Below are 15,430 nucleotides of genomic sequence, written 5' to 3' on the forward strand. Positions count from 1 at the left end.
GCTTAAATTTCAGCGGCCAGTTTGTTAACCAGCTCCGCATGCGCGTTTTGATCGATTGTGGCGCCAAGGATCTTTTCAGCGCCGCCAACGGCCAGGGCACCCACTTGGGCACGCAGGGCGTCTTTGATGCTGTTCAGTTCCTGTTCGATCTCGGCTTGAGCCTGAGCCTTCACACGGTCAGCTTCGACGCGAGCCTGATCACGGGCTTCCTCGACAAGCTGAGCAGCGCGTTTCTTGCTTTGCTCAATGATTTCGGCTGCCTGTGCTTTTGCTTCACGCAGTTGCTGACCCGCTTTCTCTTGGGCCAGCTCCAGGTCGCGAGCTGCGCGGTTGGCAGCGTCCAAGCCGTCGGCAATCTTCTTTTGGCGCTCGTGCAGAGCAGTGATGACCGGAGGCCATACATACTTCATGCAGAACAGCACAAAAATCAGAAAAGCAACGGATTGGCCAATCAGGGTTGCATTAATGTTCACGCCAACACCTCGCTCGGTCTTTGTCCATCACACCAATCAACTCGTAGGAACGAGTGATTAGCCGGCGATCTGACCAACGAAGGGATTCGCGAAGGTGAAGAACAGAGCGATACCAACACCGATCATGGTTACGGCGTCGAGCAGACCGGCAACGATGAACATTTTGACCTGCAGCATCGGAACCATCTCAGGCTGACGAGCAGCGCCTTCCAGGAACTTGCCGCCCAGCAGGCCGAAACCAATGGCGGTACCCAGAGCACCCAGGCCGATCAGCAGAGCAACAGCGATAGCGGTCAGACCAACTACAGTTTCCATCTTTCCTCCCGACTTTTACGTCGTATTGGTTAGGTTTTTTAATTGAAGCGGTAAAACAAATCGTTTGAAACAACTGCCCTTGCGGACTTTTTCAGTCTTCCCCCCGAACAGGCTGGGAAGACTATCAGACACGCCAGGCGGTCTTAATGGTTATCTTCGTGCGCCATCGACAGGTAGACGATGGTGAGCATCATGAAGATGAATGCTTGCAGCGTGATGATCAGGATGTGGAACACTGCCCACGCCCACTGCAGTACCACACCCAGGCCGCTGAGCCAGAGGATGCCGGTGCCGAACATCACGGCGATCAGGATGAACACCAGCTCGCCGGCATACATGTTGCCGAACAGACGCAGTGCCAGGGAGATCGGTTTGGCGATCAGGGTGACGAATTCCAGCAGGAAGTTCACCGGGATCAGCAGGATCTGCACGAAGATGTTCTTGCTACCGAACGGGTGGAGCGTGAGCTCACCGATGAAGCCGCCGATGCCCTTGACCTTGATGCTGTAGAAGATGATCAGCGCGAACACACTCAGGGCCATGCCCAGGGTGGCGTTCGGGTCGGTGGTCGATACGGCACGGAACGGAATGTGCGGATCGCCCGAGATCCAGATCGCCAGCTGCGGAATCCAGTCGACCGGTACCAGGTCGATGGCGTTCATCAGGAACACCCAGACGAAGATGGTCAGGGCCAGCGGTGCGATGACCGGGCTACGACCGTGGAACGAGTCCTTCACGCTGCCGTGAACGAAGTCGACCAGTACTTCGACGAAGTTCTGCAGGGCGCCAGGCTGACCGGAGGTCGCCTTCTTGGCCGCCATGCGGAAGATGAACAGGAAGATCAGACCCAGTGCAACGGACCAGCCCAGGGTGTCCAGGTGGAATGCCCAGAAGCCCATTGCCTTGGCTTCGGCAGCCGAATGGGCCAGGCCCCAACTGCCGTCTGGTAGTTGACCGTAGGTCAGGTTCTGCAAGTGGTGCTGGATATAGCCCGAAGCGGTTTCTGCTGCCATGGTTGCCTCAAACGCCCTAAGGTCTCGAAAGTCTTTTATTCATCAGCAGTGGCGCGAACCAGCTGACCGTGAGAGTCAGCAGGAAGACGCCGAATACTGCTAACGGCGCCAGTGGCTTCACTCCTGCAAAGGTCAGTGCGAACAGCACTGCCGTCAAAATCAATTTGCCTGCCTCGCCTGCGTAGAACGACTTGACGATGGCCTGCGCCGCCCGGGCTCCGCTGAAGCGAAAAGCCTTCCAGGCGAAATACACGTTGGGCAGCCAGCCGATCAAACCTCCACAGAGGCCCGAATAACCGCTGACCTTGCCCTGCCACTGCCACAACACCAACGTTGCCAGCAATAACACCCCAAATTGAGCCAGCAGTACCGGGAAAACCGCCCAGCGATGGAAAGGCAGGCAGTTTGGCGTGCGGATTTCCATCAAAACTGCTCCTCGAAAGTCGACTGCCCAGTCAGCTATGACTTGGCATAATTTGTGCCGACAAAATGCGCGCAGAGTATAGGGGTGGATTAACCCCTATTCAACTCTTGGGTAGTGATTTCCGACTGCGCGCTACAACGGGAATTGTTTCAGCGGATGTGAGCAAGTACACCCTGAAGCTCGTCGAGGGAGTTGTAGCGAATGACCAACTGGCCCTTGCCCTTGTCGCCATGGCGAATCTGCACCGAAGAGCCCAGGCGCTCTGCCAGCCGCTGTTCCAGCCGGGCAATATCCGGATCAGGTTTGCTCGATTCCACCGGCTCAGGCTTGCCGTTGAGCCACTGACGCACCAGTGCCTCGGTTTGGCGCACGGTGAGGCCTCGTGCGACAACATGTCGCGCCCCTTCTTCCTGCCTGCTTTCCTCAAGCCCCAGCAATGCGCGCGCATGGCCCATTTCCAGGTCGCCGTGGGCGAGCATGGTCTTGATCGCCTCAGGGAGGCTGATCAGGCGCAGCAGGTTGGCTACGGTGACGCGCGACTTGCCCACGGCATCGGCCACCTGTTGCTGGGTCAGCTCGAACTCCTGCTGCAACCGCTGCAGGGCAAGGGCTTCTTCCAGCGGGTTGAGATCCTCGCGCTGGATGTTCTCGATCAGCGCCATCGCGATGGCTGCTTCGTCAGGCACTTCACGGACCATGGCCGGAATAGTGTCCAGACCAGCCTGCTGGGTGGCGCGCCAGCGACGCTCACCGGCGATGATCTCGTAGCGGCCTTCGCCAATCGGGCGAACCACGATCGGCTGCATCACACCATGATTGCGGATCGAATGCGCCAGCTCTTCCAGCGCCTCCGGGTCCATGTCACGGCGAGGTTGGTACTTGCCACGCTGGATCAGTTCGACCGGCAGGCGCTGCAGTTCCTTCTGGTCGACCGTGACAGCCTGCTCTTCGAGCGCGCTGACGGAAGGACCACTGAGCAGTGCATCCAACCCACGTCCGAGACCGCGTTTCTTGATGGCCATGCGGATTCCTTAAGTTGTTTGTGCAGTGCGGGATTGACGGCGCTGACGGCGCACCAGTTCACCAGCCAGGGCCAGGTAGGCGAGCGCACCACGTGATTGCTTGTCGTAGGCCAGCGCCGGCATACCGAAGCTCGGAGCCTCGGCCAGGCGAATGTTGCGCGGAATCACTGTGTCGTAGAGCTGATCGCCGAAATGCTCCTTGAGCTGGGCCGAAACATCGTTGTTCAGACTCAGGCGCGGGTCGTACATGGTCCTCAGCAGGCCTTCGATCTTCAGCTCCGGGTTCAACCGGGCAGCGATGCGCTTGATGTTATCCACAAGGTCGCTCAGGCCTTCCAGCGCGTAGTACTCGCACTGCATGGGGATGATCACGCCATCGGAAGCGACCAGGGCGTTCAGCGTCAGCATCGACAACGACGGCGGGCAGTCGATGAGGATGTAGTCGTAGTTGTCGCGGATAGGCGCCAGCGCGTTGCGCAGACGGCTCTCCTTCATCTGCATTTCCAGCAGCACCACCTCTGCCGCGGTGAGGTCACGGTTGGCGGGCAACAGCTGGAAGCCGCCGTGCTCGGAGTACTGCATGGCCTGGGCCAGGTCGCATTCCCCGATCAACAGGTCGTACACCGAGTGTTCGAGCTCGTGTTTATCCACACCGCTGCCCATGGTGGCGTTGCCCTGTGGATCGAGGTCGATCAGCAGCACGCGACGCTTGGTCGCGGCCAGCGATGCGGCGAGATTGATGCAGGTAGTGGTCTTGCCGACACCACCTTTCTGGTTCGCGATTGCGAATACCTTAGCCATTGTTGCGTGTGTTCCCAGTCAAGCCTTGCGGCGCAGTATCAGCAGATGGCGCTGGCCCTGGCAACCTGGAACGGTCAGGGCCTGCTCGCTTTCCACTGTGAAGTCTGCGGGCAATGCTACCAGTTCATCGGCAGGATGCAGCCCCTTCATTGCAAGCCATTGCGTTCGGGCGTCACCCAGGTGGCGGGTCCAGTTGGTGAAATTCTCCATGCTGCTGAAGGCGCGAGAGATGATGCCGCAGAACGGCTGCTCGGGCTGGACCTCTTCCACGCGGCTGTGGATAACCGTCAGGTTGTCGAGTTTCAGCTCCATCTTCACCTGCGTCAGGAAGCGGGTCTTCTTGCCGTTGCTGTCCAGCACCGTCACTTGCTTGTGCGGATGCAGGATAGCCAGCGGGATACCAGGCATGCCGCCGCCGCTGCCGACATCCAGCCAGCGCTGGGTGTCATTGTGGATAAACGGCATGACGCTGAGGCTGTCGAGCAGATGGCGCGACACCATCTCGTCCGGATCGCGCACTGCGGTCAGGTTGTAGGCCTTGTTCCATTTGATCAACAGGGCCAGGTACCCCAGCAGCAGTTCGTGCTGCTGCGCACTCAGCTCGACTCCAAGCTGGCGCGCACCTGTGGACAACTCTTCGGCATGTTGCGGGGTGACCAGGGAACTCAAGCGCTTTGCTCCAATTCGCGGCCAGCGCCGCGTTTTTTCAGGTGAATCAGCAACAGGGAAATTGCCGCCGGGGTAACGCCGGGAATACGCGAAGCCTGACCGAGAGTTTCCGGACGGGTCTGGCCGAGCTTGCTCTGGATTTCCTTGGACAACCCGGAAATGCCAGCGTAGTCGATATCCACAGGCAGGCGAGTGTCTTCGCTGGCGCGCAGCCTGGCGATCTCGTCCTGCTGGCGATCGATGTAGCCAGCGTACTTGGTCTTGATCTCGACCTGTTCGGCCACCTGTGGATCGATTACATCGCCGCCTGTGGCTTCGATCAGCCCGGCGTAGTCGATCTCGGGGCGCGCCAGCAAGTTGAGCAGGTTGTACTCGTGGGCCAACGGAGTACCGAACTTATCCACAACGGCCTGGCCTTGCGGCGTACCCGGGCGGATCCAGGTGCTCTTCATGCGCTGTTCTTCACGCTCGATGCCTTCGCGCTTGGCGGTGAAGGCGGCCCAGCGCTCATCGTCGACCAACCCCAGTTCGCGGCCTTTCTCGGTCAGACGCAGGTCAGCGTTGTCTTCGCGCAGGATCAGCCGGTATTCGGCACGCGAAGTGAACATGCGGTACGGCTCCTGGGTACCCAGGGTGATCAGGTCATCGACCAGCACGCCGATGTACGCCTCGTCACGGCGTGGGCACCAGCTTTCGCGCCCCTGCGCACGCAGCGCGGCGTTGGTGCCGGCCAGCAGGCCCTGCGCGCCGGCTTCTTCGTAGCCGGTGGTGCCGTTGATCTGACCTGCGAAGAACAAGCCGCCGATGACCTTGGTCTCGAGGCTGTACTTGAGATCACGCGGATCGAAGTAGTCGTACTCGATGGCATAACCCGGACGCACGATGTGCGCGTTCTCCATGCCACGGATCGAACGAACGATCTGCAGTTGCACATCGAACGGCAGCGAGGTCGAGATGCCGTTGGGATACAGCTCATGGGTGTTCAAGCCTTCCGGCTCGATGAATACCTGATGGCTTTCCTTGTCGGCGAAGCGATGGATCTTGTCCTCGATCGACGGGCAGTAGCGCGGGCCAATGCCTTCGATCACACCGGAATACATCGGTGAACGGTCGAGGTTCGAGGCGATGATCTCGTGGGTACGGGCGTTGGTGTGGGTGATCCAGCAACTGACCTGCCGCGGATGCATCTGGGCACTGCCCATGAACGACATCACCGGGATCGGGGTATCGCCTGGCTGTTCGCCCATCACCGAGAAATCTACCGAGCGGCCATCGATACGCGGCGGTGTGCCAGTTTTCAAACGGCCGACACGCAGCGGCAGCTCACGCAGACGATGAGCCAGGGCAATGGCGGGAGGATCACCTGCGCGGCCACCGGAGTAATTCTGCAGGCCGATGTGGATAAGTCCACCGAGGAAGGTGCCGGTAGTCAGCACCACAGAGTCGGCGAAGAAGCGCAGGCCCATCTGTGTCACCACACCCTTGACCTGGTCCTGCTCGACGATCAGGTCATCGCAGGACTGCTGGAATATCCACAGGTTCGGCTGGTTTTCCAGGATCTCGCGGACTACGGCCTTGTAGATGGCGCGGTCGGCCTGTGCACGGGTGGCGCGTACCGCCGGCCCCTTGCGGTTGTTCAGGATGCGGAACTGGATGCCGCTCTTGTCGGTAGCCAGCGCCATGGCGCCGCCGAGCGCATCGATTTCCTTGACCAGGTGGCTCTTGCCGATGCCACCGATGGCCGGGTTGCAACTCATGTGACCGAGGGTTTCCACGTTATGGGTCAGCAGCAGGGTTTTCACACCCATGCGTGCGGACGCAAGCGCAGCCTCGGTACCGGCATGGCCGCCGCCGATGACGATCACTTCAAAACGGGAAGGGAAATCCACCACGCACCTCGTGCCTGTTTTTGCGAATAGAGAAGGTAAGCCGACAAGTATAGGGACATCACCCGCTCTAGTGAAACCGTCTGAGCAAATTTTGACCAATCTGTGGATGAATGGCGGCAATAGAAATCAAAAAGGAAAAATTTATAAAAGCTTTGTTTTTATGTTTATTCTTAGGCGGCTATCCACATGTGGATAAGTGATTTGAGGCCAGTATTCATGATGCCTGTAGAGAATCATAACCCTGTGTCGAAGGTAGGCTGAGGGCTCTGGATAACAGCGTTTAACCTGTGGATTAAAGTTCGTGTTACCCACAGGTGGGTTTGTCCTCAGAAAAAAAGCCTGGTTATCAACGGACCTGAAGGGCAGTTTTCCACAGGGATCCTGATGATCGTTTTAGCCTGTGGATGAGATTTACATGCGGGTGATCGAATCAAGAGAAGCCCGCTTCCGGGTTTCCGGCAGGCAAAAAAAAGCCGCTCCTCACTGGAGCGGCCTTGGTGTTGCCGGGCTGCGCGTTACTTACCGATGCAGAAGCTCGAGAAGATCCTTCCGAGCAGGTCATCCGAGCTGAAGGCACCGGTGATCTCTCCCAGGGCGTGCTGAGCCTGGCGCAAGTCCTCTGCCAGCAACTCACCGGCGCCAGCGAGTGTCAGTTGGGCATGACCGTGATCAAGGTGTGCACTGGCCTGGCGCAGCGCATCCAGATGCCGCCTTCGTGCGCTGAAGCTGCTTTCCGCAGTCTGTTCATAACCCATGCAGGCCTTGAGGTGGTCACGCAGCAGATCCAGCCCCGTGGCATCGCCCTTTGCGCTGAGGGTGATCGTCACGTGGCCATCGTCACTCTGCTCGATGCCTGCACGCTCGCCACTCAGGTCGGCCTTGTTGCGAATCAGCGTGACCTTGGCCGGATCCGGCCGTTGATCGAGGAACTCGGGCCACAGTGCGAACGGATCGTTGGCCTCAGGCGCTGTGGAATCCACCACCAGCAGCACCCGGTCAGCTTCGCCAATGGCCTTGAGAGCACGCTCCACACCGATCTTTTCCACGTGATCGTCGGTAGCGCGCAGTCCTGCGGTATCCACCACGTGCAGCGGCATGCCATCGATGTGGATATGTTCGCGCAGAATGTCCCGGGTGGTGCCGGCGATGTCTGTGACGATTGCCGCTTCGCGACCAGCCAACTGGTTGAGCAGGCTGGACTTGCCGGCATTCGGACGGCCGGCGATCACGACGGTCATGCCATCGCGCAGCAGCGCGCCTTGACCAGCCTCGCGCTGCACTGTGGATAACTCGCTCCTGACTGCTTCAAGCATCTTCAGCACGTGACCGTCGGCCAGGAAGTCGATTTCTTCTTCGGGAAAATCGATAGCCGCCTCGACATAGATCCGCAGTGCGATCAATGCCTCGGTCAATGCATGGACACGCTTGGAGAAGGCACCTTGCAGCGAACGCAGGGCATTGCGTGCGGCTTGGGTGGAACTGGCTTCGATCAGATCGGCGATCGCTTCAGCCTGGGCCAGGTCGAGCTTGTCGTTGAGGAACGCTCGCTCGCTGAACTCGCCAGGACGGGCAAGGCGGCAGCCCAATTCGACACAGCGCTGCAGCAGCATGTCGAGCACAACCGGCCCTCCATGCCCCTGCAGTTCCAGAACGTCTTCACCGGTGAACGAGTTGGGGCCAGGGAAGAACAGCGCGATGCCTTCATCCAGGACCAGGCCATCGTCGCCACGGAAGGGCCCGTAGTGAGCATGGCGCGGGGTCAGTGTACGTCCGGTGATGGCCTGACCGGCCTGGCTCGCCAATGGCCCGGACAAACGGACGATACCGACGCCACCACGGCCTTGGGCGGTGGCGATGGCGGCAATGGTTTCACGCACGGTATTCATGCTCGAAAGCCTCTACGACAAAACGACGGATAGCAAAAACGCCCCACGAGGGGGCGTTTTTATTCACAGGCTAATGGATCGGCCTGTCAAGCAGCAGCTTTTTTGGTTGCTGCTTCGATGCGACGGGTGATGTACCACTGCTGAGTGATCGACAGGCAGTTGTTCACAACCCAGTACAGCACCAGACCAGCCGGGAACCACAGGAAGAAGAAGGTGAAGATGATTGGCATCATTTTCATGACCTTCGCCTGCATCGGATCCGGTGGCGTCGGGTTCAGACGCTGCTGGATGAACATGGTGGCGCCCATGATGATCGGCAGGATGAAGAACGGATCCTTGATCGACAGGTCGGTAATCCACAGCATCCAAGGGGCCTGGCGCATCTCGACGCTTTCCAGCAGTACCCAGTACAAGGCCAGGAACACTGGCATCTGTACCAGGATCGGCAGGCAGCCACCCAGCGGGTTGATCTTCTCTTTCTTGTACAGCTCCATCATCGCCTGGGACATCTTCTGGCGATCATCGCCGAAGCGTTCCTTGAGCTGGGCCAGTTTCGGCGCCACGGCACGCATGCGCGCCATCGAACGGTAGCTGGCAGCCGACAGCGGGAAGAACAGGCCCTTGATGAGCATGGTCAGGACGATGATCGACCAGCCCCAGTTACCCAGCAGGCTGTGGATATGTTGCAGCAGCCAGAAGATCGGCTGGGCAATGAACCACAGGAAGCCGTAGTCGACGGTCAATTCCAGGCCTGGGGACAATTCCTTGAGCTTGGACTGGATCTTCGGACCGGCATACAACATGGCGCTGGTCTCGACCTTGCCGCCGGCAGGCACGTTCAGCGCGGGGCCGGTGTAGCCGATGATGTAGTTGCCCTGGCTGTCCTTGCGGGTCTGTACCACGTTGTTGTCCGACTTGGCCGGAATCCACGCGGTCACGAAGTAGTGCTGCAGCCATGCTACCCAGCCGCCAGACACATTTTCTTTCAAACTTCCTTTGTCGATGTCCTTCATCGACACCTTCTTGTACGGCTCCGCACTTGTCCACAGGGCGGCGCCCAGGTAAGTCGCGGTACCGGTCGCGGTGCTCGAGGAAGGATCGGAGCTTGCGTCACGCTTGAGCTGGGCAAACATGTTGCCGGTCCAGGCCGCGCCGCTCTGGTTGTCGATCAGGTAGCTGACGGTCAGGTCGTACTCACCGCGCTTGAAGCTGAAGCGCTTGATGTAGTTGACGCCGTTCTCGCTGAACTTGAGGTCGACCACCAGTTGGTCCTGACCGTCGGTCAGTTGGAAGCTCTTCTGCTCGGCAGCGTACAGCGGACGACCGCTCGAACGGGCATCCGGGCCATTCGCGCCGGTCAGGCCGCTCTGTGCCAGATAGACACGCTCGCCACCGTTGTCGAACAACTGGAAGGCGATGTCCGGATGATCCTGACGGCGTGGGTACTTGGGCAGGGTCAGCTGGACGATGTCACCGCCGACCGGGTCGATAGCCAGGTCCAGGACATCGGTCTTGACCCGGATCAGGTCCTTGCTGAGCGCGACTGGCGCGATTTCAGCGGGGCTGGCTTCGGCATTGGCGCTCGGCACATCGGCGCTGGCGCCGTTATTGCTTGCCGGCACGGTGTCCGGCAGTGCCGGTGCAGCGTTGCTGGCAGCAGTATGCTGAGTCGGCAGGGCTGCCTGACCATAGTCCTGGTTCCACTTGAGGACCAGAACGTAGGACACGATTGCCAGGGCGACGATCAGGATCGTGCGTTTAATATCCATGATTACTCGGCTATCGAAGAAGTTCGGGAGGAAGGAGCAGGCGGGACGGGATCGAAACCGCCATCATTCCACGGATGACAACGACCCAGGCGACGAACGGCAAGCCACCCGCCACGCAAGAGGCCATGGTTTTCTATGGCTTCGTACGCGTAACAGGAGCAACTGGGGTAGAAACGACAGTGACTGGCCATCAGAGGACTGATGGCGTAACGGTAGAACTGGATCGGAACGAGGGCCAGTTTACGCATCGTGACTGTCTACCCGTGCGGAATCGGCAGGTACCGCTGGAGAGGTCCGACTGCGTGCCAGGCGCTTCCAGAGTTTGCCAAAGTGTTGGTGCAATTCTGGGTTTTCTATCTCACCCAACCCCTTGCGCGCGACGATCACGATATCCAGTCCAGCCAGGCTTTGCTGGTTCAGACGGAAAGAGTCGCGCATCAGGCGTTTGAGGCGGTTGCGTTGAACGGCGAGCTTGACGCTCTTCTTGCCGATCACCAGGCCGAGGCGTGGATGATCGAGGCCGTTCTCGCGGGCAAGGATGAGCAGGCTTTTCCCTGGAACCTTGCCGGTTGGGGAGTCGAAGACTGCTTTGAAATGCCGGGGTGTAAGCAGTCGCTTATCCCGACTGAAGTCCTGACTCACCACCTGTGCCGAAAAATCAAATTGCCAGACGCTTACGGCCTTTGGCACGACGACGCGACAGAACAGCGCGGCCGTTCTTGGTGGCCATACGGGCACGGAAACCGTGGGTGCGCGCGCGCTTGATGGTGCTTGGTTGGAAAGTACGTTTCATGGCGTGTTACCTGGGTTGTCGACAACGGGCCGGGATGGCCCCCTTTTTAAGAGACCGGCGATTCTAGAGAAAGCAAGACGATAGGTCAATTTCCAACCAGCATTCCTTATAGGCGGCCTTTCCTTCTGGCTGGTCGAGAGAGCAGTTGATTCACACCGAACAGATGCTCAACATGAAAAAAAAGAGAGACATATAGAAAGCTTTTCTGAAGAACTTATAGATCTTAAGTGGATAAGTATCTGTGGATAACCTTCTGCAGGCCACAAGCTATCGACTGTACAGAGAATCATAAGTATGTCGGTAACAGGTGCTTTGGCTGTGCCGGAACCGCGGAAAAGCTGTGGATGGAAGTGGTGTTTATCCACAGATGAATTATCCACAGGGTTGAGCCCTGGGTTGTGCATAGGCCTCACGCGCCGTTATCCACAGGGCTTATTTTCGACTTGCAGGGTCGTTTTTGCCGCTAAATGACTGATTTGGCACAGCTCAACACGCCACGACATGTGGATAAGTGAATGCTCGCCCGGTACAATGGCGGTTTGTTTTTGCCTCATCCGGCTTTCAACTCAGGGGATATCCGTGTCAGTGGAACTTTGGCAGCAGTGCGTGGAGCTTCTGCGCGACGAACTGCCTGCCCAGCAATTCAACACCTGGATCCGTCCGCTACAGGTCGAAGCCGAAGGCGACGAGTTGCGCGTCTATGCGCCTAACCGTTTCGTTCTCGATTGGGTCAATGAAAAGTACCTCGGCCGCCTGCTCGAACTGCTGGGTGAACAAGGCAACGGCCTTGCACCTGCCCTCTCCTTATTAATAGGCAGTCGCCGTAGCTCCGCACCGAGGGCGGCACCTAACGCGCCGGTCAGTGCCGCGGTCGCTGCATCGCTGGCTCAGAGTCAGGCCAAGCCCCCCGTCCAGTCACCGGCGGTTGCCAGCGCACCGGTCACGGCGCCCGAACCTGCGTTGGTCAGTGAGGTGGAGGAATCTGCAGCCTCCCAGGATGGTTTCGACGGGATGGGCGATTCGACGCCTGCGCCTGCGGCGACCGCGCGCACCGAGCAACGGACCGTCCAGGTCGAAGGGGCGCTCAAGCACACCAGCTACCTGAACCGAACCTTCACCTTCGAGACCTTCGTGGAGGGTAAGTCCAACCAGCTGGCACGCGCTGCGGCCTGGCAGGTTGCCGACAACCCCAAGCACGGCTACAACCCACTCTTCCTTTATGGAGGCGTGGGCTTGGGTAAGACGCACTTGATGCATGCTGTGGGTAACCACCTGCTGAAGAAGAACCCGAATGCCAAGGTCGTCTACTTGCACTCGGAGCGTTTCGTCGCCGACATGGTCAAGGCGTTGCAGCTGAACGCCATCAACGAATTCAAGCGCTTCTACCGTTCGGTGGACGCGCTGTTGATCGACGATATCCAGTTCTTCGCCCGCAAGGAGCGTTCCCAGGAAGAGTTCTTCCACACCTTCAATGCCCTGCTCGAGGGTGGACAGCAGGTCATTCTCACCAGTGACCGCTACCCTAAAGAGATCGAAGGCCTGGAAGAGCGCCTGAAGTCGCGCTTTGGTTGGGGCCTGACCGTGGCTGTCGAGCCACCGGAACTGGAAACCCGTGTAGCGATCCTGATGAAGAAGGCCGACCAGGCCAAGGTCGAACTGCCGCACGATGCTGCGTTCTTCATCGCCCAGCGCATCCGCTCCAACGTGCGCGAACTGGAAGGCGCATTGAAGCGGGTGATCGCTCACTCGCACTTCATGGGGCGAGACATCACCATCGAGTTGATTCGCGAATCGCTCAAGGATCTGCTGGCACTGCAAGACAAGCTGGTCAGTGTGGATAACATCCAGCGCACGGTCGCCGAGTACTACAAGATCAAGATCTCCGATCTGTTGTCCAAGCGCCGCTCGCGCTCTGTCGCGCGCCCACGGCAGGTGGCCATGGCGTTATCCAAGGAGCTGACCAACCACAGTCTGCCGGAGATCGGCGACATGTTCGGCGGTCGGGATCACACCACCGTGCTGCACGCATGCCGCAAGATCAACGAATTGAAGGAATCCGACGCGGACATCCGCGAGGACTACAAGAACCTGCTGCGCACGCTGACCACCTGATGGGTGTCGGCGCAGCTCTTTGAAGGCAAGGGACTAGACCATGCATTTCACCATTCAACGCGAAGCCCTGTTGAAACCCCTGCAACTGGTCGCAGGCGTCGTCGAGCGCCGCCAGACCTTGCCGGTCCTGTCCAACGTGCTGCTGGTCGTGCAAGGCCAGCAGTTGTCGTTGACCGGTACCGACCTGGAAGTCGAACTGGTTGGCCGCGTGCAGCTGGAAGAGCCGGCTGAGCCCGGCGAGATCACCGTCCCGGCGCGTAAGCTGATGGATATCTGCAAGAGCCTGCCCAGCGATGCGCTGATCGATATCAAGGTCGATGAGCAGAAGCTGCTGGTCAAGGCTGGCCGTAGCCGTTTCACCCTGTCGACCCTGCCGGCCAACGACTTCCCCACCGTGGAAGAAGGCCCGGGTTCGCTCACCTGCAACCTGGAGCAGAGCAAACTGCGTCGCCTGATCGAGCGCACCAGCTTCGCCATGGCCCAGCAGGACGTTCGCTACTACCTCAACGGCATGCTGCTGGAAGTTTCCACCGACACCCTGCGCGCTGTCGCCACTGACGGTCACCGTCTGGCACTGTGCGCCATGCAGGCACCCATCGGCCAGGCCGAGCGTCACCAGGTCATCGTGCCGCGCAAAGGTATTCTGGAGCTGGCGCGTCTGCTGACCGATCCGGAGGGCATGGTCAGTATTGTCCTGGGCCAGCACCACATTCGTGCGACCACCGGTGAGTTCACCTTTACCTCGAAACTGGTGGACGGCAAGTTCCCGGATTACGAGCGTGTACTGCCCAAGGGCGGTGACAAGCTAGTGATCGGTGATCGCCAGGCGCTGCGTGAAGCCTTCAGCCGTACTGCGATCCTGTCCAACGAGAAGTACCGCGGCATCCGCCTGCAACTGGCCTCCGGCCAGCTGAAGATTCAGGCCAACAACCCCGAGCAGGAAGAAGCTGAAGAAGAGATCAGCGTCGACTACGAAGGCGGTTCGCTGGAGATCGGCTTCAACGTCAGCTATCTGCTGGACGTCCTGGGAGTCATGACCACTGAGCAGGTTCGTCTGATTCTCGCCGACTCCAACAGCAGCGCCCTGCTGCAGGAAGCCGGTAATGACGACTCGTCCTACGTTGTCATGCCGATGCGTCTGTAACCTGTAGCAGGCCAAATGTCCCTTCGACGTCTTTCGGTCACCGCGGTGCGCAATCTGCACCCGGTGACCCTCTCCCCCTCTCCTCGCATCAACATCCTCTACGGCGCCAATGGCAGCGGAAAGACCAGTGTGCTCGAGGCCGTGCACCTTTTGGGGCTGGCACGCTCATTTCGTAGTACCCGATTGAACCCTGTCATCCAGTACGAACAGCCGACCTGTACTGTGTTCGGCCAGGTTGAAATCACCGATGGTGCGACGAGCAATCTTGGCGTTTCGCGCGAGCGACAAGGGGACTTCACTATTCGCATCGACGGCCAGAATGCGCGCAGTGCAGCACAACTGGCTGAAATGCTGCCGCTGCAGTTGATCAACCCGGACAGCTTCCGCCTGCTCGAAGGTGCTCCCAAGGTGCGCCGTCAGTTCCTGGATTGGGGAGTGTTCCACGTGGAACCTCGATTCATGGCGACCTGGCAGCGCTTGCAGAAGGCCCTGCGGCAGCGGAACTCATGGCTGCGACATGGTACACTTGACGCTGCTTCGCAAGCCGCCTGGGACCGAGAACTGTGTCTCGCCAGCGCGGAAATAGATGAATACCGTCGCAACTATATCAAGGCCTTGAAGCCTGTCTTCGAGCGGACCCTGAGCGAACTGGTCGAGCTGGACGGATTGACCCTTAGCTACTATCGGGGCTGGGACAAGGATCGGGACCTCAGTGAAGTCCTCGCAACCTCTCTCCTTCGCGATCAGCAGATGGGCCATACCCAGGCCGGTCCGCAGCGTGCTGACCTACGCCTGAGATTGGGCGCTAACAACGCGGCCGATATCCTGTCTCGTGGTCAGCAAAAGCTGGTCGTTTGTGCCCTGCGGATTGCCCAAGGGCATCTCGTCAGCCAAGTTCGTCGCGGTCAGTGTATTTATCTGGTGGATGACTTGCCGTCCGAATTGGACGATCAGCATCGCCGCGCGCTGTGTCGCTTGCTTGAAGAATTACACTGCCAGGTTTTTATCACCTGTGTAGATCACGAATTACTGAGGGAAGGCTGGCAGACGGATACGCCAGTTGCTTTGTTCCACGTGGAACAAGGCCGTATCACCCAGACCCACGACCATCGGGAGTGAA

At 59.1% G+C, this 15,430-nt stretch carries 16 protein-coding genes; 3 read left to right on the top strand and 13 right to left on the bottom strand.

All coding sequences use genetic code 11. The features are described from left to right. Window positions 1-2: 2 nt before the first annotated feature. The 13 genes from ACMGGG_RS23765 to rpmH form a co-directional block, all read right to left on the bottom strand. Complete coding sequence (locus ACMGGG_RS23765) at window positions 3-473, bottom strand: F0F1 ATP synthase subunit B (protein WP_054893008.1); 471 nt, start codon at window positions 471-473, stop codon at window positions 3-5. A gap of 57 nt (window positions 474-530) precedes the next feature. Then, on the bottom strand, window positions 531-788 hold the full coding sequence (gene atpE, locus ACMGGG_RS23770) for a F0F1 ATP synthase subunit C (protein WP_003097235.1): 258 nt from the start codon (window positions 786-788) through the stop codon (window positions 531-533). A gap of 143 nt (window positions 789-931) precedes the next feature. After that, complete coding sequence (gene atpB / locus ACMGGG_RS23775; protein WP_323454685.1) at window positions 932-1,801, bottom strand: F0F1 ATP synthase subunit A; 870 nt, start codon at window positions 1,799-1,801, stop codon at window positions 932-934. Between the two features lie 16 nt (window positions 1,802-1,817). Further along, window positions 1,818-2,225, bottom strand: coding sequence for a F0F1 ATP synthase subunit I (locus ACMGGG_RS23780; protein ID WP_414154533.1), 408 nt, complete (start codon window positions 2,223-2,225; stop codon window positions 1,818-1,820). A 149-nt stretch (window positions 2,226-2,374) separates the two neighbouring features. After that, window positions 2,375-3,247, bottom strand: coding sequence for a ParB/RepB/Spo0J family partition protein (locus ACMGGG_RS23785; protein WP_054893011.1), 873 nt, complete (start codon window positions 3,245-3,247; stop codon window positions 2,375-2,377). Window positions 3,248-3,256: 9 nt separating this feature from the next. Beyond that, on the bottom strand, window positions 3,257-4,048 hold the full coding sequence (locus tag ACMGGG_RS23790; protein WP_063541904.1) for a ParA family protein: 792 nt from the start codon (window positions 4,046-4,048) through the stop codon (window positions 3,257-3,259). A gap of 18 nt (window positions 4,049-4,066) precedes the next feature. Next, window positions 4,067-4,717, bottom strand: coding sequence for a 16S rRNA (guanine(527)-N(7))-methyltransferase RsmG (rsmG, locus tag ACMGGG_RS23795; protein WP_065864647.1), 651 nt, complete (start codon window positions 4,715-4,717; stop codon window positions 4,067-4,069). Continuing rightward, the gene (mnmG, locus tag ACMGGG_RS23800) at window positions 4,714-6,606 is read right to left on the bottom strand and encodes a tRNA uridine-5-carboxymethylaminomethyl(34) synthesis enzyme MnmG (RefSeq protein ID WP_063541908.1); all 1,893 of its coding nucleotides are present in this window, start codon (window positions 6,604-6,606) and stop codon (window positions 4,714-4,716) included. The genes rsmG and mnmG overlap by 4 nt, the downstream gene beginning before the upstream one ends. Window positions 6,607-7,121: 515 nt before the next feature. Continuing rightward, the gene (mnmE, locus tag ACMGGG_RS23805) at window positions 7,122-8,492 is read right to left on the bottom strand and encodes a tRNA uridine-5-carboxymethylaminomethyl(34) synthesis GTPase MnmE (protein WP_063541910.1); all 1,371 of its coding nucleotides are present in this window, start codon (window positions 8,490-8,492) and stop codon (window positions 7,122-7,124) included. Between the two features lie 86 nt (window positions 8,493-8,578). Continuing rightward, window positions 8,579-10,261 carry a membrane protein insertase YidC gene (gene yidC / locus ACMGGG_RS23810; RefSeq protein ID WP_063541912.1) on the bottom strand — a complete coding sequence of 561 codons (1,683 nt, stop codon included), beginning with the start codon at window positions 10,259-10,261 and terminating at the stop codon, window positions 8,579-8,581. 2 nt (window positions 10,262-10,263) lie between these two features. After that, window positions 10,264-10,509 (bottom strand): membrane protein insertion efficiency factor YidD, encoded by a 246-nt coding sequence (gene yidD, locus ACMGGG_RS23815; RefSeq protein WP_011536514.1) that lies wholly within the window; start codon window positions 10,507-10,509, stop codon window positions 10,264-10,266. Then, entirely contained in the window at window positions 10,502-10,906 is a 405-nt protein-coding gene (rnpA, locus tag ACMGGG_RS23820) for a ribonuclease P protein component (RefSeq protein ID WP_414155840.1), read from the bottom strand. Before rnpA ends, yidD begins: the two co-directional genes overlap by 8 nt. A gap of 13 nt (window positions 10,907-10,919) precedes the next feature. Then, a complete protein-coding gene (gene rpmH / locus ACMGGG_RS23825; protein ID WP_003253163.1) occupies window positions 10,920-11,054 on the bottom strand; it encodes a 50S ribosomal protein L34 in 135 nt (44 codons plus the stop codon). Between the two features lie 579 nt (window positions 11,055-11,633). Here rpmH and dnaA point away from each other — a divergent pair. The 3 genes from dnaA to recF are packed head-to-tail and all read left to right on the top strand — an operon-like array spanning window position 11,634 to window position 15,429. Beyond that, window positions 11,634-13,166 carry a chromosomal replication initiator protein DnaA gene (gene dnaA / locus ACMGGG_RS23830; RefSeq protein ID WP_063541914.1) on the top strand — a complete coding sequence of 511 codons (1,533 nt, stop codon included), beginning with the start codon at window positions 11,634-11,636 and terminating at the stop codon, window positions 13,164-13,166. 40 nt (window positions 13,167-13,206) lie between these two features. Next, window positions 13,207-14,310 carry a DNA polymerase III subunit beta gene (dnaN, locus tag ACMGGG_RS23835; protein ID WP_054893018.1) on the top strand — a complete coding sequence of 368 codons (1,104 nt, stop codon included), beginning with the start codon at window positions 13,207-13,209 and terminating at the stop codon, window positions 14,308-14,310. 15 nt (window positions 14,311-14,325) lie between these two features. Beyond that, entirely contained in the window at window positions 14,326-15,429 is a 1,104-nt protein-coding gene (gene recF / locus ACMGGG_RS23840) for a DNA replication/repair protein RecF (protein WP_054893019.1), read from the top strand. Window position 15,430: the final 1 nt, after the last annotated feature.

Source organism: Pseudomonas sp. BNK-44-b, assembly GCF_047456245.1.
In the GTDB taxonomy this organism is placed as follows: Bacteria; Pseudomonadota; Gammaproteobacteria; order Pseudomonadales; family Pseudomonadaceae; genus Aquipseudomonas; species Aquipseudomonas machongensis.